Source organism: Desulfonatronospira thiodismutans ASO3-1 (assembly GCF_000174435.1).
GTDB classification, from domain to species: Bacteria; Desulfobacterota; Desulfovibrionia; order Desulfovibrionales; family Desulfonatronovibrionaceae; genus Desulfonatronospira; species Desulfonatronospira thiodismutans.
Map to the genome: position 1 here is coordinate 300,429 of NZ_ACJN02000001.1, position 20,055 is coordinate 320,483.

21 protein-coding genes and 2 riboswitches are annotated in these 20,055 nt (G+C 52.7%); of the genes, 7 read left to right on the forward strand and 14 right to left on the reverse strand.

What is annotated here, in order from left to right:
• Positions 1–81 precede the first annotated feature (81 nt).
• Positions 82–379, reverse strand: a riboswitch (cobalamin riboswitch).
• A gap of 88 nt (positions 380–467) precedes the next feature.
• A complete protein-coding gene (locus DTHIO_RS19375) occupies positions 468–1,526 on the reverse strand; it encodes a sirohydrochlorin cobaltochelatase (protein WP_008868577.1) in 1,059 nt (352 codons plus the stop codon).
• Between the two features lie 164 nt (positions 1,527–1,690).
• A riboswitch (cobalamin riboswitch) is annotated at positions 1,691–1,914 on the reverse strand.
• Between the two features lie 171 nt (positions 1,915–2,085).
• The gene (locus DTHIO_RS21290; protein ID WP_153305054.1) at positions 2,086–2,223 is read right to left on the reverse strand and encodes a hypothetical protein; all 138 of its coding nucleotides are present in this window, start codon (positions 2,221–2,223) and stop codon (positions 2,086–2,088) included.
• Between the two features lie 327 nt (positions 2,224–2,550).
• Here DTHIO_RS21290 and DTHIO_RS01440 point away from each other — a divergent pair, with 327 nt between their 5' ends.
• The 3 genes from DTHIO_RS01440 (at position 2,551) to DTHIO_RS01450 (ending at position 5,728) form a co-directional block, all read left to right on the forward strand.
• Positions 2,551–3,711 (forward strand): iron ABC transporter substrate-binding protein, encoded by a 1,161-nt coding sequence (locus tag DTHIO_RS01440; protein WP_008868578.1) that lies wholly within the window; start codon positions 2,551–2,553, stop codon positions 3,709–3,711.
• 188 nt (positions 3,712–3,899) lie between these two features.
• Positions 3,900–4,973 carry a FecCD family ABC transporter permease gene (locus DTHIO_RS01445; RefSeq protein ID WP_008868579.1) on the forward strand — a complete coding sequence of 358 codons (1,074 nt, stop codon included), beginning with the start codon at positions 3,900–3,902 and terminating at the stop codon, positions 4,971–4,973.
• Positions 4,970–5,728 carry an ABC transporter ATP-binding protein gene (locus DTHIO_RS01450; RefSeq protein ID WP_008868580.1) on the forward strand — a complete coding sequence of 253 codons (759 nt, stop codon included), beginning with the start codon at positions 4,970–4,972 and terminating at the stop codon, positions 5,726–5,728. The genes DTHIO_RS01445 and DTHIO_RS01450 overlap by 4 nt, the downstream gene beginning before the upstream one ends.
• 433 nt (positions 5,729–6,161) lie before the next feature.
• Here DTHIO_RS01450 and DTHIO_RS01455 read toward each other — a convergent pair whose 3' ends face one another.
• From DTHIO_RS01455 to DTHIO_RS01485, 7 genes are all read right to left on the reverse strand, one after another.
• Positions 6,162–6,656, reverse strand: a complete 495-nt coding sequence (locus DTHIO_RS01455) for a rubrerythrin family protein (RefSeq protein WP_008868581.1) — start codon at positions 6,654–6,656, stop codon at positions 6,162–6,164.
• Between the two features lie 77 nt (positions 6,657–6,733).
• Positions 6,734–7,549, reverse strand: coding sequence for an ion transporter (locus DTHIO_RS01460; protein ID WP_008868582.1), 816 nt, complete (start codon positions 7,547–7,549; stop codon positions 6,734–6,736).
• A 308-nt stretch (positions 7,550–7,857) separates the two neighbouring features.
• Positions 7,858–9,045, reverse strand: a complete 1,188-nt coding sequence (gene nifS, locus DTHIO_RS01465) for a cysteine desulfurase NifS (protein WP_008868583.1) — start codon at positions 9,043–9,045, stop codon at positions 7,858–7,860.
• On the reverse strand, positions 9,042–9,887 hold the full coding sequence (nifU, locus tag DTHIO_RS01470; protein ID WP_008868584.1) for a Fe-S cluster assembly protein NifU: 846 nt from the start codon (positions 9,885–9,887) through the stop codon (positions 9,042–9,044). Before nifU ends, nifS begins: the two co-directional genes overlap by 4 nt.
• A gap of 274 nt (positions 9,888–10,161) precedes the next feature.
• On the reverse strand, positions 10,162–10,758 hold the full coding sequence (locus DTHIO_RS01475) for a stage II sporulation protein M (RefSeq protein ID WP_040417364.1): 597 nt from the start codon (positions 10,756–10,758) through the stop codon (positions 10,162–10,164).
• Between the two features lie 35 nt (positions 10,759–10,793).
• Positions 10,794–12,164, reverse strand: a complete 1,371-nt coding sequence (locus DTHIO_RS01480) for an MBL fold metallo-hydrolase (protein ID WP_008868586.1) — start codon at positions 12,162–12,164, stop codon at positions 10,794–10,796.
• 253 nt (positions 12,165–12,417) lie between these two features.
• Positions 12,418–13,566, reverse strand: a complete 1,149-nt coding sequence (locus tag DTHIO_RS01485; protein ID WP_008868587.1) for an amidohydrolase family protein — start codon at positions 13,564–13,566, stop codon at positions 12,418–12,420.
• Between the two features lie 125 nt (positions 13,567–13,691).
• On the opposite strand from DTHIO_RS01485, the gene DTHIO_RS01490 reads away from it, so the two are divergent.
• Positions 13,692–14,465, forward strand: a complete 774-nt coding sequence (locus tag DTHIO_RS01490) for an HD domain-containing protein (RefSeq protein ID WP_008868588.1) — start codon at positions 13,692–13,694, stop codon at positions 14,463–14,465.
• A gap of 104 nt (positions 14,466–14,569) precedes the next feature.
• Positions 14,570–15,952, forward strand: coding sequence for a sigma-54-dependent transcriptional regulator (locus DTHIO_RS01495; protein ID WP_008868589.1), 1,383 nt, complete (start codon positions 14,570–14,572; stop codon positions 15,950–15,952).
• A 14-nt stretch (positions 15,953–15,966) separates the two neighbouring features.
• Here DTHIO_RS01495 and DTHIO_RS01500 read toward each other — a convergent pair whose 3' ends face one another.
• A complete protein-coding gene (locus tag DTHIO_RS01500; protein WP_008868590.1) occupies positions 15,967–16,617 on the reverse strand; it encodes an HAD family hydrolase in 651 nt (216 codons plus the stop codon).
• Between the two features lie 127 nt (positions 16,618–16,744).
• Between DTHIO_RS01500 and DTHIO_RS01505 the strand changes: the two genes are divergently transcribed.
• Positions 16,745–17,305: a Uma2 family endonuclease gene (locus DTHIO_RS01505; RefSeq protein WP_008868591.1), complete on the forward strand. Its 561-nt coding sequence runs from the start codon at positions 16,745–16,747 to the stop codon at positions 17,303–17,305.
• Positions 17,306–17,344: 39 nt separating this feature from the next.
• Here the strand turns inward: DTHIO_RS01505 and DTHIO_RS22845 are convergent, their stop codons facing one another.
• On the reverse strand, positions 17,345–17,641 hold the full coding sequence (locus DTHIO_RS22845) for a type II toxin-antitoxin system PemK/MazF family toxin (RefSeq protein WP_353740052.1): 297 nt from the start codon (positions 17,639–17,641) through the stop codon (positions 17,345–17,347).
• Here DTHIO_RS22845 and DTHIO_RS22195 point away from each other — a divergent pair.
• A complete protein-coding gene (locus DTHIO_RS22195) occupies positions 17,573–17,755 on the forward strand; it encodes a hypothetical protein (RefSeq protein WP_244156287.1) in 183 nt (60 codons plus the stop codon). The two genes, DTHIO_RS22845 and DTHIO_RS22195, sit on opposite strands and share 69 nt — an antisense overlap.
• Here DTHIO_RS22195 and DTHIO_RS22850 read toward each other — a convergent pair.
• The 3 genes from DTHIO_RS22850 to DTHIO_RS01525 all read right to left on the reverse strand — a co-directional run bounded on the left by DTHIO_RS22850 (position 17,668) and on the right by DTHIO_RS01525 (position 19,487).
• Positions 17,668–17,880 carry an antitoxin MazE family protein gene (locus DTHIO_RS22850; RefSeq protein ID WP_008868593.1) on the reverse strand — a complete coding sequence of 71 codons (213 nt, stop codon included), beginning with the start codon at positions 17,878–17,880 and terminating at the stop codon, positions 17,668–17,670. The genes DTHIO_RS22195 and DTHIO_RS22850 overlap by 88 nt on opposite strands.
• A gap of 218 nt (positions 17,881–18,098) precedes the next feature.
• Positions 18,099–18,845 carry a purine nucleoside phosphorylase YfiH/LACC1 family protein gene (locus DTHIO_RS01520; protein WP_008868594.1) on the reverse strand — a complete coding sequence of 249 codons (747 nt, stop codon included), beginning with the start codon at positions 18,843–18,845 and terminating at the stop codon, positions 18,099–18,101.
• Between the two features lie 42 nt (positions 18,846–18,887).
• Complete coding sequence (locus DTHIO_RS01525; RefSeq protein WP_008868595.1) at positions 18,888–19,487, reverse strand: 5-formyltetrahydrofolate cyclo-ligase; 600 nt, start codon at positions 19,485–19,487, stop codon at positions 18,888–18,890.
• Positions 19,488–20,055 lie beyond the last annotated feature (568 nt).

The following is a 20,055-nucleotide window of genomic DNA, read 5'->3' on the forward strand; positions in this document are numbered from 1 at the left end:
CGGATCGAAATACACTTCGATCCGGGGATGTCCCGTTTTCATCCTCGAATAGGCTCGGCCGCCACCCTGCGCCGAAGGGGCGGTCCAATAAGGTCTCAGGCAGGTCTTCTGACTTGCGGATCGTCCTACTTGCCCAGCACTCACTTCAGGTACTAATTGTTGCCAGTTAAACCGGTTGGCTCCTTGCAGTACAACCTGATTATAAGCAACAAACAGAAATGAAGTGAGTGCTGGGCTTGCCGCGCCTTCCCCTGTTTCTGTCCAGAGTGGCTTAATGCGGCTTTCGTCCCCGCTCACAGCCGCGGGCCGGTTCCCGATTTACACGGGATTCCCTTTTCATTTCCCCTGACTGGGGAAAACCTGAGACGACTGTCCTTAATTATTATTTACTCAAGTAAAAAAAGACGTTCTTGTCAAGTTGCAAAATTAGCCCCTGCAAAAAAATCATGCAGACGCTTCATGTACTGTTAATGCAATTGCTCAACGGCCTTTTTCAGTTGATCCAGCCAGATGTTGACAAAATCATCGTACTCTCCAGTGCCTTTTAAAACTACTTCTGTCTCAATGCCGGCATCCTGCAACCTTTGCTTCCAGGGATCACCGTGGTGATGGTCATGATCGTGGTCATGGCCGTGGTCATGAGAATGGTTATGTTCGTGATCATGATTGTGTTCGTGTCCATGATCGTGGGAATGGTCATGGCCGGAATTGTCCTTGCCGGCCACATCCCTGATGGTATGCGCTCCCACTACGGACATGAATGGCACAAGATAGGCCTTATCAATGCCCTTGGCTTTAACTTCTTCTTTTACATCTTCAAAAGAAGGTGACCCGCCAAGACAGCCGAGAGTGGCCATGAACACGTTTTCATCCTTTCTTTGCAGCTTGTAGGCCAGGGCCTGGTAAAAGGCATTGCTGGGATGATAAGACCCGTGTCCCACCCAGATGACCGCCTCGTCCGCTTTTCTATCTGCTGGAAGATTGTCCAGCATGCTGTCCCGGACCCTTTCCATTACATCCGGTGAACCCAAAAGAGGCGAACTGAGGCTCACCTGCTTCAGGTTGCTCTGCATATCCTGAAAGGCACCCACAACCGACCTGAGTTCATGAAACTCCACACCTCCGATTGTATGCAGGGACATAACCGCTACGTGCGTAAAGCCTTCATCCTCCATTCTGGCCAGGGCCATGGCCGGGGAATCAAAATGCTTGTCCTTTTTGGCCAGAGAATGCCTGACCATCCTGGAAGTGTAAGCCCAGCGTACAGGCACCTCTGGGAAGGCTTCTTTGGTCATTTTCTCAATATTGTCCAAAGCAGGCTGAGCCTGGGGATAACTGGAACCGAAAGCAGCAAGCAGAATACCTTTTTTCATATCTTTGTCCTCGTCATGATGATGGTGTTCATGCCCATGGTCGTGATCGTGATCATGGTCATGATCGTGTCCGTGACTGTGCGCATGACAGCCCTGAATCATCATGAACATGGGCAATAAAAGCAATGTCAGCGAAAGCAATACTTGTCTCATACCTATCTCCTTATTGATGTTTAAACAAAAAAAATCCCGCACTTACTTGGACTGATCTGCGTCAGCCACAGGGCAGCATAAGAATGCAGCCCAAGTAAGTGCGGGATTTCCCGGTTTTATCCTGCCACTCACTGCGCAAGACTCTCCTGCCACGAAGAATGCTGTCTTACGCGCTCACTCAGGCAGGTCTTCTGACTTCCGGATCATCCTCCACCGCGCCTTCCCACCCAGCACTTACTTTTTTCTTGAAGGAAAAAATTTAGAAAAGTAAGTGCCGGGCAGTGGCCTCATGCGGCATTCGTCCCCGGTTACAGCGGCGGGCCCGTCCCTGATTTGCACAGGGTTCCCTATTAAGCTCATTTTGAGCACCCAAGTGATTGAGAGCACCTTATCCACAGGTAAGCCGGACAGTCAAGAAAGAAAATCCAGAACTTATGGCAATTCTGTTTTTATGTTTTGTGTTTCGCTTTCGAGAAGTCTCACCACATCCGGTTTCCACCGGACCCAACAGTGTTGGTTGTATAGCGCAGGACTTTTTTGCAGACATAGCCTCCAGTAATCACTTGTCCCAGACCACAGAATATGGATCCGCACTGGTTATCTTGTCCGCTGTTTGCGCATTTCCGGAAAAGGATTCCATCTCCACTATGTATTTCTGAAGCTTATCCATGGGAATGCGGGCCAGCTCCCTGGACATTAATTGTTACAAATCGCTCCCTGGACACCATATACTCTGCATACTTCAGCCCTTCAACGTGTTACTGCACAACCGACATTGTTTTCATTTTGACATCTTTTTTTTATTCGTGTAACGATCTGCACTTCTGCCTGGCACGCTGAACCCGTAAATTTTTGTTCATGGTCTACCGGGGCAGATTCCAGGGATACATAATCCTTGCCATTTGTACTCAGGCGTTAATGCTCAGAGGCCGATAATCTCTGCCTGGCTTAGCTGAAAACCACTGTATTGCCTTGGAGATACTTCGAAAGAGGACATAAAACCTTTATTTAAGGAGATACAAATATGCTTAAACCTGCACCTGGACATTTCTTCGGCAATTTTCTCCGGCCCGGATTTGCTTTCCTCGCCGGCATGGTCATGCTGGCGATTCTGGCGGCACCAATCGGAACCCTGGAAGCCAAAGACAAAATAAGCATAACCGACAATACCGGCCGGGAACTGAGCATCCCCTCCCAGGTGGACAGGGTCATCTGCTCCGGCTCAGGCTGCCTGAGGCTTTTGACCTATATTCAGGCCCATGACCGCATTGTGGGCGTGGACAGCATGGAAAAACGCGATTCAGGCATCAATCCCCGCCCCTATGCCCTGGCCAACCCCCAGTTCAAGGATTACCCGCTTTTCGGAGAATTCCGCGGGCACGACTCCCCGGAACTTATAGCCGGACTTGATCCCCAGCCCCAGGTAATCTTCAAGGTCAACCCTGATTCAGGACCCAACCCGGACCAGTTGCAGGACAAAACCGGTATCCCGGTGATAAGCCTCTACTACGGCAATCTAACTCATGCCAGAGATGACCTGGACGACTCTCTGCTCCTCATGGGCAGGGTCATGGACGAGGAAGAAAGGGCCCGGGAGGTAATAGAGTATTTTGACGACCTGGAAGAGGACCTCAGAAGCCGCACCCGGGACATCCCGGAACAGGACAGGCCCACCTGCTACATCGGAGGGGTGGCTCACAGAGGCCCCCACGGTTTTCAGTCCACCGAACCATCTTATGCACCTTTTGAATTTTTAAATGCCCGCAATGTGGCTGACGAACTGAACACCGAAGATAAAAGGCTGGATCACGCCACAGTATCCAAAGAAAAAATCATGATCTGGGACCCGGAAATTATTTTTCTGGACCTGTCCACTATGCAGCTGGACAGAGGGGCCAACGCCAGAGACCAGCTGCAGCGAGACCCGGCATACAGGCATCTCAGCGCTGTTGCTGAAGGCAGGGTGTACGGGGTGTTCCCATATAATTACTATACGCAGAACTTTGAAACCATTTTCGCCAATGCCTATTATATCGGCAGCGTTCTCTATCCTGAACGCTTCCAGGATATTGACCCCATGCGCAAGGCTGAAGAGATTTCCGTATTTCTGAATGAGGACAAGGCCTTTGAAGAGATGAACCGTCAGTTTGACGGCATGGGTTTTTCAAGGATCGACCTGGAATAAACGGAACCATTCAGGGGGTCCTCGGTATTGATTACTGGCACCAGTCTTGGGGACTGTCCCCGCTGAGTACTATCTATGCAGGTTCACACAACTTAGCTTTTGTCATATATTAATTTGTACAGGAAAGGTTATCGCGGGGACTGTCCTCAAGCCGGTCTCCGCACCAACTGAATGGTTAAAAATAAGCTATGTCACACTTCGAGAACGGACACCTGCCTCCTGAGTACAGGACATATATCCGGCGCAAGGGACTGTTTCTTATCTTTCTTGCTGTCCTGGGGGTATTGTTTTTCATCCTGGCCATATCCAAGGGGGCTGTTTACATTCCAGCCTCTGATGTTCTGCGCATCCTCCTTGGCCAGGGCGAAGAGTCGCGCTTTCAGACCATAGTTTTAAATATCCGCCTGCCCCACGCCCTGGCCGCTTTTCTGGCCGGAGCCGGACTGGCCGCTGCCGGCGCAGCCATGCAGTCAATACTTAGAAACCCTCTGGGGTCTCCCTTCACCCTGGGCATTTCCCAGGCCGGTGCGTTCGGGGCCGCCCTGGCCGTCATGATCCTGGGAGCCGGAGTCATGCAGAGCACCCAGGTGGGGGCGGTAAGCATATTAAACCCCTACCTGACCACCATAGTGGCCTTTATCTTCTGCATGCTGACTTCCATGGTCATCGTGGCCATCTCCAGGCTGCGCGGGGCCACCCCGGAAGTACTGGTCCTGAGCGGCGTGGCCCTGGGGGCCCTGTTCAACGCCGGGACCATGTTTCTGCAGTATTTTGCCGACGACATACAGCTGGCGGCCATGGTCTTCTGGACCTTCGGGGACGTAGGCCGCGCAGGCTGGAATGAAATCCGCATTATGGCCGTGGTGGTGGCCGTATGCCTGGTTTTTTTCGTCTACAACCGCTGGAACTACAACGCCATCGAGGCCGGCGACGAGACAGCCAGAGGACTTGGGGTCAGGGTGGACCGGGTCCGCCTTCTGGGCATGCTCATGGCTTCCCTGGCCACGGCCACAATAGTCTCCTTTCTGGGAATCATAGGTTTTGTGGGTCTTATCTGCCCGCACATAGTGCGCCGGGTCATCGGCGATGATCACCGTTTTCTCATGCCCGCCTCCTGCCTCACCGGGGGGGTGCTGCTTCTGGCCTCGGATCTGGCCGCCAGGCTCATTCTGGCCCCGCATGTTCTGCCGGTATCTGTACTCACCGCCTTTCTGGGGGCACCGGCATTTCTGTATCTGCTGATAAAGGGGCGCAGGCCATGATTCTCAATGTACAGGACCTGTGCATAGGATACGACCAGGGACTGGTACTCAAAAACCTGGACTTCAGGGTGGCCCACGGGGAAATACTGGGCATCCTGGGCCCCAATGGCGCAGGCAAGACCACCCTGTTGCGCTGCATCAACCGCATCCTCAAGCCAAGCCAGGGCCGGGTACTGGTCAAAGACCGCGATGTTCTCAGGATGCGCTCCGAGGAGATAGCCAGGAACCTGAGCTACGTGGCCCAGAAAACGGAAATGGGACGCATGACCGCTTTTGATGCCGTACTTCTGGGACGCAGGCCTTATCTTGGGTGGAAAGTGACCCACAATGACCTGCGCATAGTTGACGCCGCCATCAAACGCCTGGGACTGGAAGAACTCGCCCTGCGCCACCTGGACCAGATGAGCGGAGGCGAGCTGCAGAAGGTATGCATCGCCCGGGCCCTGGTGCAGGAGCCCACGGTCATGCTTCTGGACGAGCCCACCAGCAGCCTGGACCTGAAAAATCAGCTGGAAATCCTGCGCACCATCGACTTTGTAGTCCAGGAACACGAACTGGCAGCGGTCATGACCATGCACGACCTGAACCTGGCCCTGCGTTTCGCGCATAAGTTTTTGTTTCTAAAAGACGGCGGTATTTATCACCACGGCGGGATAGAAGAATTGACCCCGGAGATGGTTAAGGCGGTCTACGGGGTAGAGGTGGATATTTTGAATCACCAGGGCAACCTGGTAATAGTCCCCAAAAACAATTAGCAAGAACCTGCCTGTATATTTCAGCCAAGCTGAAAACTTCGTAACTATTCACCACCTGAGGACGAGTAGCCAGGGTCCGGGGGTTCGGCAAACTGGGTCCCGCACTTACTTTTCTATGTCCAACCAATTTTCAAAGCAAAGTTTGCCAGAAAGTAAGTGCGGGATTTGAGCGACGTAGGAAGAGTTAATCAAAACCGTAAAACACCGAACTTGATTCAAAGCATGTTACAGGAATATCCTGGCTTTCAATCCCGTGTATAGGTTTTGATTTACTCTTCCTTGAAGCGAGTTTTTACGTCCTGTTTGCCGAATCTCCGGACCACTGGAAATATATATGGTGAACAGTTACAAAGCTTCAACCAAAAAAGCCAGTGGCACTGAAGATTCTACTTCTGCGCCACTGGCTCATACCTTTTAAAAATACAAACCGGTTTTATTCAGGCTTGTAAAAGGCCTTCTTGACTGCGTTGCAGATGGGGCACTTGTCCGGTGCATCGTTTTCTACAGTGTATCCGCACACAGAACAGATGTAGTACTCCGCCTCTTCCAGGTTTTCCATCTTTTCCAGGGCCTTCTTATACAGGTTGGCATGGACCTCTTCCACGTCATTGGCAAACTGAAAGCTTCTTTTCACCGCATTGTGGCCTTCTTCCTCGGCTTCCTTGATCATCTGGGGATACATATGCTTGAACTCGTGGGTCTCCCCGGCAATGGCCGTTTCCAGGTTCTCTTTTGTGGTCTTGATTTCCCCCATGTTTTTCAGATGAGTATGGGCATGCACTGTCTCGGCTTCGGCAGCAGCCCGAAACAGTCTGGCCACCTGGGGAAATCCTTCCTTCTCAGCCTGCTTGGCAAAGGCCAGGTATTTGCGGTTGGCCTGGGACTCACCGGCAAAGGCATCCTGCAGATTCTTCTGGGTCTTGCTCATAATCTACCTCCTGTGTTGCTAAATGTTCGTATTAGTAACTATTACTATCTATTTCTTTTCTGTCTGTCAACACTTTTTTATCTTCTTTTTTCCCTGAGCAGTTCTTCCATCTTGGAGTCCATATCATCCAGGCGTTTTTCAAGCCGGGTGAGTACTACTGCCGGGTCCTGCTTGGACCCCTCTTCTATGGCCCGGTCTTCCATTGCCCCTACTATGATACCTACAACCAGGTTGATGACAGTATAAGTAGTCACCAGGATAAAAGGCACGAAAAAAAGCCAGGCATGGGGGTAGACTTCCATTACCGGCCGGACCACATCCTCGGACCAGCCCTCCAGGGTCATGACCTGAAACAGGGTATACAGGGAAGCCCCGATACTGCCGAACATATCCGGAAATTCCTGTCCGAACAGCTTGGTGGACATGACTGCGCCCACATAAAAGACAATGGCGATGATCCCGGCCACAGAACTTACCCCGGGCAGGGCATGAAGCATGGCTCCCACCACCCGCCGCATGCTTGGCAGGGCGGAAATCATGCGCATCACCCGGAGCACCCTCAAGGACCTCAGGACTGCAAGCCCGGCTTGCTCCGGGACCAGGGAGACGGCCACCACCAGGAAATCAAAGACATTCCAGCCGTCTCTTGGAAACTGCCTGCGCTGGGCATACATCTTGATGAGCAGTTCCACCACAAAAAAGCCCAGGCACAGCTTGTCAATGGTCAAGAGAACCGGCCCGGCCAGGGACATGATTCTGTCCGAGGTTTCCAGCCCGAGAACAATACCGTTTAGTATGATTACAGCTATAACCAGGCGCTGGAACTTCTGGTTCTCTACCAGGGCAAGGGCCCTGGACTGCAGGCCTTCGGGCTTATGTATTTCTTGTTGCATGGTTGTGTTAAAGCCTTGTTTTACTTTCCGACTGTTCGCAGCTGCATCAAGCAGAAAGGTTCGGGGATTACTTATTCTATATTGCTATCAAAATGATTTTAATCAGCGTAGATCAGTTTACCCCGTGAAATCTCTTATTATTTCACTGGGGCGAGATCAGCGGCTAAAATATTTCTTCTTCATGCAAATGGTGACATCAAAGGCAAAGAATCTTGGCCGCTGATTGCGCAGATCTCCGCAGATAAGAAAAGCATTGCCAAAGGGTTTGTAGTGATAAACATTAAGATCATCTTGATTGCAAATTGGAATTAGTACCGGGGCGCTGATGCTGCCGGCTCGCGGCCCTGGCCAAAGGGGGACATATCCCGCAGCTTGTTGATAATCCCTGGCAGGTGGTCCAGGACCAGGTCCACTTCCTCCTGGGTGGTATAACGGCTGAGGCTGAAGCGGATTGAGCCGTGCACGTGAGTGAAGGGTACACCCATGGCCCGCAGCACAGAAGAGGGTTCCAGGTTGCCCGAAGTGCAGGCAGACCCGGAACTGGCACACACGCCCAGAGTATCCAGCATGAGCAGGATAGCCTCCCCCTCCACGTACTTGAAGGAAATATTCAGGGTATTGGGCAGTCTGGACTCCCGGTCACCGTTGATCCTGGTCTGCTCCACTTCTCTGGTCAAACCCTGCTCCAGCCTGTCCCGCAGGGCAGCTACCCGGGTATTTTCCTCGGCTATATCCATGGCCGCCAACTGCATGGCCCTGCCCAGGCCGACAATACCGGCGGTGTTTTCCGTGCCTGCCCGGCGCCCGTTTTCCTGGTGCCCGCCCAGGATAAAAGGCCTGAAAGGCGCTTTCTTGCGCACAAACATGGCCCCCACACCCTTGGGAGCATGAATCTTGTGCCCGGACAGGGCCAGGTAATCCACAGGGAGCTTTTGCATGGACAGGTCAAGTTTTCCAATGACCTGCACCGCGTCGGTATGAAAAAGTACCCCCCTCTCCTTGACCATTTCGGCCATGGCCTGCACCGGATAAATATTGCCTGTCTCATTGTTGGCATACATTACCGACACTAAGGCCGTATCCGGACGCAGGCTTTCCCTGAGCTGATCCAGGTTCACCCGGCCGTATCCGTCCACCGGCAGATAAGTCACCTCGTACCCCCTGCCCTCGAGATACTTGCATGTGTTTAGAACCGCCGGATGCTCCACCCGGGTGGTAACCAGGTGGCGTTTGTCCGGCTGGGAGTTCACCGCGGCGAAAATGGCTGCATTGTCCCCTTCGGTGCCGCCGGAGGTAAAAATGATCTCCTCCGGGGAGCAGTCCAGGGCCTGTGCTGCACGCTCCCTGGCCTGGGCCAGGTGCTTTTGTACCTGACCGCCGAAGGTATGCATGCTGGAGGGGTTGCCGTACAGGGTATCCATGAAGGGAAGCATCTCTTCCATTACTTCCGGGGCCACCCTGGTGGTGGCGTTATTATCCAGATATGTGACTTTCACAACCGCACCTCCTCCACCTGGATCTGAGAATCAACGCGCTCTTTGAGCTTTTTTTCCACCACTTCCTTGGCCGTGAGATGGCTGGACGGACATCCGGCACACGCTCCGCGAAAGGAAACCATGACCTTTGGTCCTTCAATATCCACCAGTTCTATATCTCCTCCATCCTTGTGCAGGCTTGGCCGGATCTCCTCGTCCACTACCCTGGTCACCAGCTGCATGCGCTTGATATTGGTCATGGGCCTTTCTTCGCTCACCGGCTCCACAGGGGTAAGAGTTTGTGAGCGCACCTGGTCCAAAAGCTTTTCTATCTCTGCGTGGCAATCTTCACAGCCACCCCCGGCCTTGGTATAATGAGTCACATCCTCCACCGAGGTCAGGTTATTATCCCGGATGGCCCTCTTTATCTCTTCATCCGTGACACCGAAGCATTCGCAGACCACTTCCCCCTCAAGATCACGGGTGGCAGCCTCTTCACCACGCAGGTTTTTCAGAGCCGCTTCCAGGGCCTGCTGCCCCATTACCGAGCAGTGCATCTTTTCCTTGGGAAGCCCTCCGAGTTCCCGGGCAATATCTTTATTGGTGATCCTGGATGCCTCGTCCACGGTCTTGCCCTTTAAAAGCTCGGTCAAGACCGAACTGGAGGCGATGGCGCTGGCGCAGCCGAAAGTCTGGAAACTGGCGTCCTGAATGACACCCGAATCATCCACCTTCAAAAAGAGCTTCAGGGCATCCCCGCAGGCCAGACTGCCCACCTCGCCCACTGCGTCGGCATCGCTTATTTCGCCTGCGTTTTTGGGGTTCAAGAAAAATTCTTTAACCTTATCCGTGTATTCCCACATTCCTTCCTCCGGGATATTAATGTTGAAAATCAAACCTGATCTTTAAGAATCTGGCTACTTTTCACCTAAATGATAGTGACCTCCAGTGGTCCGGAAATTCGGCAAACAGGACGTAAAAACTCGCTCCCCCCCGGCCACTGGCTTTTCGTCCGCAGGTGCTGAATAGTCACAGAATCTGAAGCTTAAAACAGCCTACATAATCTGATCCGAAATTTTCTTCTTTACGCAGCTTTTAGAACAAAAGCAGACCCCAAAGAGCATAGTTGCTCACAATCTACATCAAGAGCTCCAGCAGGTGGTACCGGCCTTCCAGGATGGCCGCCACAAAAAGCAACGGCACCACAAAGACGGCAAAGACGCAGTGCACCCTTTTCAGACGTTCCACCCAGCCCGGCTGCTCCTGGTCCATGCGGAAACCCACGCCCCGCCACATGCCGACTCCAAAAGCGATGAACATGGCCGGCAGTTCAAAAATTCCGTGCGGACCGAGCATGATCAAAAAATCCAGCCCGGAGAAATGATCCATCCAGTTGATGAACCAGCCGAGCATAAATCCGTTCAGTGCAGCCAGGGCCAGGGGTACCGCGCCAAAAAAGACAATAAAGCACAAGGCCAGGTAACTGGCTATAAGGTTGTGCACAAAGATACGCAGGATAAATTCCCAGGCCCCCAGCCCTTCGAACTGTTCCACCAGTGTTCCGAACTGGGCCTCCATGAAATCAAAATGTTCGGATTGACTCCAGGCCACGACCGCAGCGGCGCAATAGATCATAAACGCAGCCAGAACCCACATCCTGGCCGCCTTGATGGTCATAACCGCCTGGCTCAACACATATTCCGGAAACTTCTGCATCTTATTGACCTGCGGCATTGCTCATTTTTGCATGCTCAAGAATCATAAAAAACTCACGAAGACACTATCTCGCAAAGAGATCTGGAGCAGGCCTGAATGGAACCCAGGCAGTTTTCCACTTCCCTTATCCCGTGTTGCCGCAGAAGGGAAACAGCTATGACCGCCCTCTTTCCGCTGCCGCAAAACGCGGTTACCGGCCTGCCGGGGCCTATCTCCTGCATCCTTTGCGGCAGTTCTCCCAGGAAAATATGCTGGGCACCCGGGAGATGTGCCTTGTGAAACTCTTTTCTGGTACGCACGTCGAGAATAGTAAAGTCTTCCCCGGAACTAAGACGTTTTTGCAGTTCTCCAGCAAAAACAACAGGGGCATGCTCGTAGCGCTTTCCCTGTACCGACCATTCATGCAGACCTCCTTCCAGCCAGCCCCTGACCCGGTCGAATCCCAGCCGCAACAGATATTCCCAGGCTGAATCCAGGTCCCGGTGTGACTCCGCGATCAAACCCACCTCCTGGTCCAGGGGCACAAACCAGCCTGCATATCTGGGCAGCATATCCAGGGGGACAGAAAGGGATCCGGGAATAAAGGCCCCGCAATAGGCCTCGGGGCTGCGCACATCTAAGGCCAGCATGCCCTCCTGCATGGCCTGGCCGAAATCTTCCGCGCCCATGGGCTGTAATGAGTTAAACGGGACTATGGCCGGCGGGCCGTCAAGATTGTACTTTTCCATGCGCGAAAAATAAGGCGGGTAAGAATGCTCTTCCCCCTGTTTGGCCTGTATAAAAGCTTCCCGGCTTTGTGCCTGCAGATCCGGATTGCAAAGCCTTTCATATCCCAGGGTGGAAAACTTTCTCTCCGCAAGGCCCTCCCCGCAGGCCGAGCCTGCTCCATGAGCCGGATAGACAACTGTCTGATCTCCCAGGGTAAGCAGCCTGGAAAAAATGCTGTCATAAAGCTGGCCGGCCATTTCCTCTTCCTGTCCAGGGTAAAAATCAGTTCGCCCGCTACCGCCGATGAAAAGCGCATCCCCGGTAAATACCCCAATGGGAGCATCTCCAGTGGACAGGTCATGGATAACAAGGGAGATGCTTTCCGGGGTATGCCCGGGGGTCTTCAAGACCTTGAGCCTGACCTGCCCCAGGTGGAATTCATCTCCTTCCCGGGCGGGCAGACCGTAAGCAAAGTCCAGCTCTTCACCGTGATAAATACCGGCTCCGGTGATTTCGGCCAGCTCCCTTGAGCCCACAACAAAATCCTCGTTGCGGTGGGTCTCGAAAATATGGGTTATCCGGCCCCCCTGGCTGCGGACAATATCCAGGTATACCTGGCAGTCCCGCCTGGGATCCACAACTGCAAACACCCCTTCGCTGCCCACAATATAGGAAAACTGGGCCAGACCCGGATTCTCTATCCTTTCCAGAAACATAACACTCCTTTAACAGCTTGAAGTTTAAGCAACCTTTAACACTACAGCGAAACTTATAAAATTTTTCAACCTGTCTAAACTGGGGACAGGCACCCCCGCACTTATTTTTATTACAAACGATCTTGGTTTTATTGGAAAAAATAAGTGCGGGGAGAGCCAGTCCCCGGAGGTCAATCATAAGTTTCGCTGTAGTGTTAATGCCAGGCCGGTTTAATAACTGCAAAACGGTTGTTTGTCACCTGGCAGATGCCTGTCACGCTTCAGCGGTATAAACAGCACTGCCTTCCCCGTACACTGCCTCCGGATAACCGGCCAGATCAAAGGGATCATCTTTCCAGCAGATAAAAGAGGCCCATTTGCCCTTTTCCAGGGTGCCAAGCCTGTCATCTAAACCAAGAAGGGCGGCATTCTTTCTGGTCAGGATTTCCACCACCTCCTGTCTGGACAGCCCCAGGCGCAGAAACCAGCGGGTCTGCAGGAATAACTGCCGTGCAGGGGTTACAGGGTGGTCGGTCATGAGACCGTACTCCACCCCTGAATCCAGAAGGTGCTTCAGGTTGCGCCAGTTCTCGTGTTTCAGCTCCACCTTGTAGGCAAAAGCATCCACGGGTCCGTAAACTACGGGAATACCCCGCCTGGACAGTTCTTTGAAGATATCGCCATGGTGTACACCCATGGCGTGCTCCACACTTACACGCAATGAAAACTCATCCACCAGTCTCAATAGGGCGGCAATATCATCGATCTTGTGCACGTGCACCCTTAAAACAAGCTCTCCCTTCAGAACCTTAAGCAGAGTCTCTTCTTCCGCGGACAGGATGATTTCTTTTTTCTTTTCCTCGTCCGCCGCCTGGCGGCGCTTTTCCTTGACAAGCACCTCATCCAGCCTGTTGCGCAGCATGGCCAGCGCCCCCATTCTAGTCGTGGGCCTGGAGCCGTTCCAGGAGGTAGTGGACATGGGATTATATCCCAGGGCTGCCTTGAGTCCGGCCCTGTCCACAAAGGCCCTGGTGCTGTCAGAGGCATAGTTTCGAATAACCGCGCTTTTGCCGCCAATTATATTACCGCTTCCCGGAAGTATGCAGGAATAAAGCACCCCTGCTTCCACAGCCTCCTGCAGGGCCTGGTCATCCATCTGCAGCGAATCCAGTGCATCGGCCATGACCAGAATCGGATCCTGCCTGTCGTTGGATTCGGCCTCGGCCCTGGGCTCACCGGCCCGGACCATGCCTATGTGGCTGTGGGGATCAATAAATGCCGGGGTTATGACCCGGCATTCCCGGATAATTTCCCCGTATACCTCGGGAAAGACCCCAACTATGCCGGAATCATCAAACACAAGGCAGGCATCCTGAACAACCTGCCTGCCGGTGTATATGGTCTCTGCGCGTACGCAATACATATGTGCCTTCTCTTTGTTTTTGGTTCAGTTATGCCTTATTACCGCTAAACGCTTGTCCTTTGAGGCGTTGTAATTTAAAAGTAAGTCACTACATTCAATCAACAACCCGCTAACCAAAAATCCAAATGAATATCAAACCATATCTGAATTATTTCCAGGATTATGTCCAGGCTTTCATGGACGCTGCACCTGCTGGGGATTTAAACTTTGAGCTGAAAAAAGAGCACAGCCTGAGGGTAATGGAACAGGCCCGGGAGCTGGCATCTTATCATGGCTTTGACCCGCAATCATGTTTTTTGACTTCTCTGGCCGGGCTTTTTCACGACCTGGGCCGCTTTGAGCAGTACTGGCTTTACCGGACATTCAACGACAAAATATCCGTCAACCACGGCCTTTTAAGTACAAAGATCCTGCACAGGGAAAAGGTTTTAAGAAAACTTTCTGCACCTGATAAAAGGTGCGTTCTTCTATCTGTACTTTACCACAATAGAAAAAGCCTGCCCCGGACCCTTGCCCCGGGCATCAGGGCAGTGGCCGGTGCAGTTCGGGACGCGGACAAACTGGATATATATCCCATTATTTTACACCACATCTCCCGGGATTCAAAGGGCAGCAACACCATCACCCTGGAGCTTGAGGATGCAAACGAAGTCAGCCCGGAAATACTGGAGCAGGTAAGATCCGGCAGGCTGGCCGATTACCACAGGATGCGCTATAAGAACGACTTTCTGCTGCTCATGTCCTCCTGGATATACGATCTCAACTATGCTTATTCCTGTCGCCGGGTACTTCAAAAAGGCTACTTAGACACCATTTTTGCCATGCTGCCCCAAAACAGCCTCATGCACTCCCTCAGAGACAGTCTGCTGGCATACCTGCAAAAGTACGCGAAAGGATGACAGCTTGAAAAAAGATGACAGCAGAATAAAAAAAAGCTAAAGAGGACACTTGATAAATAAATCCCAGACGCCTTTCATGTATAACCCCGAACCCCGCTTTTTATATGTCCGGAAAAATTTTGATAATCGATGACGAGGAAGACATCCGGCTTTCCCTGCGAGGAATTCTGGAAGACGAAAACTACCAGACCCTGGAAGCCGAAAGCGGTGAGCAGGGACTTGGACTTCTGGGCCCGGGCGTGGACCTGGTCCTGCTGGACATCTGGCTGCCGGGCATGGACGGCCTTGAGGTCTTAAACCGCCTCAGGGAAAGCCACCCCAACCTGCCAGTGGTCATGATCTCCGGTCACGGCAATATCCAGACCGCTGTACAGGCCATCAAGAGCGGCGCCTTTGATTTCATAGAAAAGCCTTTGTCCCTGGAAAAGGTGCTCATCACCTCGGAAAAGGCCCTGGAGTTTTCCAGGCTCAGGCGGGAAAACCGCAAGCTGCGCCTGAGCAGCAAATCCGCGGAAGTGCACAGGATAACCGGCGAGTCAGACCATATCGAGGAACTTCGGCAGAACATTGAACAGGTGGCCCCCACCGAGGCCTGGGTGCTCATTACCGGCGAAAACGGCACCGGCAAGGAAATTGTGGCCAGGTCCCTGCACATCAAAAGCAACAGAGCCGATCATCCCCTCATTGCAGTCAACTGTGCGGCCATCCCGGAAGAACTCATTGAATCGGAACTCTTCGGCCATGAAAAAGGCTCCTTTACCGGAGCATCATCTTGCAAGCAGGGCAAGTTTGAGCTGGCTGACGGGGGCACCCTTTTTCTGGATGAAATAGGAGACATGAGCCTCAAGACCCAGGCCAAGATACTTCGAATCCTGCAGGAGCAGAGTTTTGAGCGAGTGGGCGGACACAAAACCATAAACGTCAACGTCCGGGTCATCGCCGCCACCAACAAGAACCTGCAGCAGGAGATGAAGAAGGGCAATTTCCGGGAGGATCTGTTTTACAGGCTGAACGTCTTTCCCCTGAACCTGCCTCCCTTGCGGGACAGAAAAAAAGACATCCCGCCCCTTCTGGAGGAATTCACATCTCAGTTGAGCCAGGAGCACAATTTCAAACCCCTGAGTTTCAGTCCTGATGCCATAAGCATACTGCAGAAACACCCCTGGCCGGGAAATGTACGCGAACTCAAGAACTTTGTTGAGAGGATGTATATACTGCATCAGGGCAAGGAGATCAGCGCTTCCATGCTCCCGGCGGAAATCAGGGAGGCTGCACTCTCAGGGCAGGGACCTGATAAAAGTGCCCCCGACATACCAGATGCCATGCCCCACGACTTCAAACAGGCCAGGTCCCTGTTCGAAGCCAGGTTCCTGGATCAGAAACTCAAAGAACATGAAGGCAATGTGTCCAGACTGGCCGAGGCCATAGGCCTGGAAAGAAGCTACCTCTACCGCAAGCTCAAGAACTACAATATAAGCACGGAGTGAAAAACATCCGTTTTTCAAAAATATTCGGAAAGCTCCTGTGGCGACTCCAGAATATAATGTGCTCCGGCCTGCAGCAGTTCTTCTCTGCCCCGGAAGCCCCAGGCAGCTCCAAGGGCGGTCATTTTTGCCCTGAGCGCAGTATACATATCCACGTTGGAATCACCCAGGAAATATACCTGGTCCGGTTTCAGGCCCATTCTGGCAGCCACCTCCAGAGCCGGTTCAGGATCAGGCTTGACAGCCCCATTGGGCAGGGCTCCCTGCACCACCTGAAAATACCCGTCCGGAAAAAAGTGTCCCACAGTATGCAGGGTGGCCTCATGGGGCTTGTTGGACAAAACAGCCATGGGAATCTCATTTCGGGCCAGTTCTTCCAGCGCCTCAAGTACCCCCGGGTACGGAGCGGTCCTGTTTGCCCAGCGCCTGGAGTACTCCTCTCGGGCCGCCAGGATGCATTCATTGATGACCGACTGGTCCTGGACATCCTCAGGTACAGCCCGCCTGATGAGCATGGTCAGCCCGTCGCCTACGAAATTGCGGTAGGCATCCACCGGATGCGTGCTCCAACCCCTGCCCTTGAGAACACTGTTCACAGTATCCGCCAGATCCTGCAGAGTGTTCAGAAGTGTTCCGTCCAGATCAAAAATTATCCCCTTATTGCTCATTTTTTCCTTCTTTTTTGCAGAGATTCATGATAATTTGAAATACAGTATTCCAGCACACTGACCAACCGATCATAGTTCGTATATCAGCCAGGATACCGTCCTGGCAAACTTATTTAAGGAGATTGGTATGGGAGAAGCTCACCCCGTGCAGCCCATGACGGCTGCAGAATACTTGGACTGGGAACCGGCCCAGCTGGAAAAGTATCAGTATATCCATGGTGAGGTTTTTGCCATGGGCGGAGCCTCCAGGCGGCATGTTACCATAACCTTGAATCTCGCGTCTTCTCTGGATCAGGCATTGGAAGGCTCGCCCTGCCGGGTTTATATGGCGGACATGAAGCTGGAAATAAAAAAGGAAGAGATTTATTTTTATCCAGATGTCCTGGTCACCTGTGATCCGGAGGACCACAAAGCAGAACAGTTCATGCGCTCCCCTGTTGTGGTGGGCGAGGTTTTGTCCGAGTCCACCGCGGCTTTTGACCGGGGAGACAAAGCGACATATTACCGAAGCCTGCCCTCATTGAAAGAATTCGTGCTCATTGACCCGGAGCGCAGGCGCATGGAACTATACCGCCGCACCCAGCAGGACACCTGGGAACTCCTGGACATCCCCCCGGAACACCACCTGCCCCTGCACAGCCTGGAACTGGAAATCCCCTGGCAGCGCATATTCCGCAATGTGGACTGAAACAGCCTCCCGAAACAATTTGTCAAGCAGCCATGACAGCTATCCAATTCCCATCCAGACAGTCAGAAGCCGCTCTACTTCCCGCATGTACTCGTATTCGAGATGGCCAAAAGGCTCTCTCAACTTATCACTTGGCAGGGTTGTAATTTTGTCCACCATGACTTCAGATACAGACAGCAGTCCGTTCTGGACTGTCGGATCTACTCGAAGCCGAAATAAGGGCGCATCACGCAGCTTGCTGGTTATAGGCAGGATTGTAACAGATGGGTGGACGCCAAAAAAGTCCGACTGGATGACCAGGGCTGGGCGAGGCTTGCCGTAGGTTCCTGGTTGCACAACAGGCAATATGTCGCCTCTTCCCATTACTCCCAGCCTTCCCTGTCGGATACGTCCTCGATCCAGGACAGAACTTCCTTCTCCTGGGGATCATTCGCTACAAGCAGGCTCTGACGGCGGCATTCCTCCCCAAATCCCTCCTCTCGGGTATCAGGAATCCAAATCTGGATAGGACGCATACCAGCGGACCTCAACCCCTCTCGATGTTTACGCACTCGTTCTTTTACTGGAACAGTCATCTTAAGCTCTCCTTATGTTTCATGTAACCAGTAAGTGTATAAAAGTCAATTTATCCAAAGACCCCGGCTCGGGGGATATAAATATTTATCTCTTCCTCCTGCCTTGCTCCGCGGCTCTAGGGCCGCTTCCCTCCGGGGCGTAGGCCCTATGGGCCGGAGGCGGCCCGGGCGTGAGAAATTTCTTCCAGGATGAATTGCTTGTCACTTCCTGTTTAAACTCAGGCAAAAATATTTATTATACTGGCCTGCCTTCCGCCTTTTTTTTCCCGTCGATAGGAGAAAAAGAGCTCTTCCCGGCACATGGTGCACATATCCAGGGAAAAAACATTCTGCGGGAGCAGTCCGGCCTGCAGGAGCTGATCCCGGGTCAGGGACCACAGGTCCATTGTTTTTTGCTCCTGATGATAATAATCGGCAAATTCCGGAGTCCAATGTTCCTCAAAAGGCTCGAACCTGGCACAGCATGGCCCCAGGGAGGGGCCGCGCACAGCCGCCAGGTCTGCCGGACTGAGATTGTAGTATTTACACAAATCTCTTACGGCGGTTTCAGGAAACCCGGCCCGGTTGCCCCGCCAGCCGCAGTGCAGGGCCAGGACGTATTCCTGGGACTTGTGTGCAAGCATGACCGGCTGGCAGTCAGCGGTCTTGATCACAGCACCCCGGCCAGGCCGGGACAGTCCAAGACCGTCGCCTTCCAGGGACGACCCGTCCAGGCAGTCTTCATCAGGGTCAAAATGAACAAGCGTACCGTGCACCTGCCTAAGCTCCACCCACCCGGACAGTCCCAGTTCATCCTTCAAAGCCCTGCGATTGGCCCCGGCCCGTGCAGGTTCATCCTCCACATCCAGGGAAATGTTGCCCTGCCCGAAACTTCCCGAACTTACCCCGCCCAGCCTGGTTCCGAAAATACAGGTCACTTTTTCCAGGCCGGGAAAAGAAAAACTTATATACTGCGGACTATTCATAGTTGCACTCCAGTAGTCAGGTTCCCGCACTTTTACCCATTTTCAGCTTGACTTATTTTGGGTAAAAACTTCAATGGTCCTTGTTTCGGTAAATATAAAATGCATGGGTATATCCCAGGGATCTGCCGGAAGTCTTTCCACCACCTGGAAATCGTATGCAAAGCCCGCAAGCAGCGGCCCTGGGTCTGACAGCAGGCTGAAATAGCGGTCATAAAAACCCTGGCCGAAACCCAGGCGGTATCCGGATTCGTCAAAGGCCACCCCGGGCACCACCGCCACAGAGGGAGCATGATTCTCAAAGATATTCTCCTGTTTCGGCTCCGGCTCGTAGATATTGCAAAACCCCGGCCTCAGGCAGCTCAGGTCCTGCACCCGGTAAAATTCCATCCTGCCGGGCCGGTGCGGGTCACAGTACGGGGCGTACACCTCACGGCCCTGCTGCAGAAGTTCCCGCAACAGAGGCTTAGTGTCCACCTCGCTTTTGATGGGCAGATAGACCAGAAAACAGGTGTGCTGCATGAGCTTCTTAGTAGAGAGAAAATTTTCTATGACGGCAGCGCTTTTGGCATTTACCTCCCCGGGGTCTAAGGAACTTCTTTGCCTGAGCATCGCAGCCCGCAATTCTTTTTTGTCCGCATGCATAAGATTTGACCTTCAGTTTTTCAGAGGATATATGCCTTTTATCTGTTAACTGTTATTTGTTATTCGGTTTTTCCAGGTAAGGCAACTCCCGGAAAATAGAATTATAAACCTGGGTGGGTGGCGACCTTTTAATTTTCCGCATGTTGCCCAGAACTCCCCACCCTGAAACTGTTACGTTATTTTAAGGTAGTTGCCTTAATCAAGCTCCAGTAGGAGTATTTATTCAGATGCATGCGACAGAGTGTTGCCACGCCTCGATCTGCTCCCCTCCTTGGCTAAGGAGGGGTTGGGGGTGGTTCGATATTTAGCTCCCTTCCTTAACCGGCTTCTTCCCAGGCCAAGCAGGGGAGCTGGACCGTGGCCTGGATTTACTTGGGTGGTGGACTTCTGGAATGTTTATAAGGAAGGGATTTCATACAACCACCCCCGGCCCCTCCTTGGCTAAGGAGGGGAGCTACACCGTGGCCTGGATTTACTTGGGTGGTGAAAACTTAGGCAACTCCCGGAAAATAGAATTATAAACTTGGGTAGGCGGCGACCTTTTAATTTTCCGCATGTTGCCCAGAAC

Excerpts from the sequence above, each read along its gene's own strand:
- DTHIO_RS01525 (WP_008868595.1), bottom strand. The coding sequence starts at position 19,487 with ATGCATGCGGACAAAAAAGAATTGCGGGCTGCGATGCTCAGGCAAAGA.
- DTHIO_RS01445 (WP_008868579.1), top strand. The coding sequence starts at position 3,900 with ATGTCACACTTCGAGAACGGACACCTGCCTCCTGAGTACAGGACATAT.
- DTHIO_RS01495 (WP_008868589.1), top strand. The coding sequence starts at position 14,570 with ATGTCCGGAAAAATTTTGATAATCGATGACGAGGAAGACATCCGGCTT.
- DTHIO_RS19375 (WP_008868577.1), bottom strand. The coding sequence starts at position 1,526 with ATGAGACAAGTATTGCTTTCGCTGACATTGCTTTTATTGCCCATGTTC.
- nifU (WP_008868584.1), bottom strand. The coding sequence starts at position 9,887 with ATGTGGGAATACACGGATAAGGTTAAAGAATTTTTCTTGAACCCCAAA.
- DTHIO_RS01505 (WP_008868591.1), top strand. The coding sequence starts at position 16,745 with ATGGGAGAAGCTCACCCCGTGCAGCCCATGACGGCTGCAGAATACTTG.
- DTHIO_RS01520 (WP_008868594.1), bottom strand. The coding sequence starts at position 18,845 with ATGAATAGTCCGCAGTATATAAGTTTTTCTTTTCCCGGCCTGGAAAAA.
- DTHIO_RS01455 (WP_008868581.1), bottom strand. The coding sequence starts at position 6,656 with ATGAGCAAGACCCAGAAGAATCTGCAGGATGCCTTTGCCGGTGAGTCC.
- DTHIO_RS01450 (WP_008868580.1), top strand. The coding sequence starts at position 4,970 with ATGATTCTCAATGTACAGGACCTGTGCATAGGATACGACCAGGGACTG.
- DTHIO_RS22850 (WP_008868593.1), bottom strand. The coding sequence starts at position 17,880 with ATGACTGTTCCAGTAAAAGAACGAGTGCGTAAACATCGAGAGGGGTTG.
- DTHIO_RS01485 (WP_008868587.1), bottom strand. The coding sequence starts at position 13,566 with ATGTATTGCGTACGCGCAGAGACCATATACACCGGCAGGCAGGTTGTT.
- DTHIO_RS01440 (WP_008868578.1), top strand. The coding sequence starts at position 2,551 with ATGCTTAAACCTGCACCTGGACATTTCTTCGGCAATTTTCTCCGGCCC.
- DTHIO_RS01490 (WP_008868588.1), top strand. The coding sequence starts at position 13,692 with ATGAATATCAAACCATATCTGAATTATTTCCAGGATTATGTCCAGGCT.
- DTHIO_RS01500 (WP_008868590.1), bottom strand. The coding sequence starts at position 16,617 with ATGAGCAATAAGGGGATAATTTTTGATCTGGACGGAACACTTCTGAAC.
- DTHIO_RS21290 (WP_153305054.1), bottom strand. The coding sequence starts at position 2,223 with ATGTCCAGGGAGCTGGCCCGCATTCCCATGGATAAGCTTCAGAAATAC.
- DTHIO_RS01475 (WP_040417364.1), bottom strand. The coding sequence starts at position 10,758 with ATGCCGCAGGTCAATAAGATGCAGAAGTTTCCGGAATATGTGTTGAGC.
- DTHIO_RS01480 (WP_008868586.1), bottom strand. The coding sequence starts at position 12,164 with ATGTTTCTGGAAAGGATAGAGAATCCGGGTCTGGCCCAGTTTTCCTAT.
- DTHIO_RS01460 (WP_008868582.1), bottom strand. The coding sequence starts at position 7,549 with ATGCAACAAGAAATACATAAGCCCGAAGGCCTGCAGTCCAGGGCCCTT.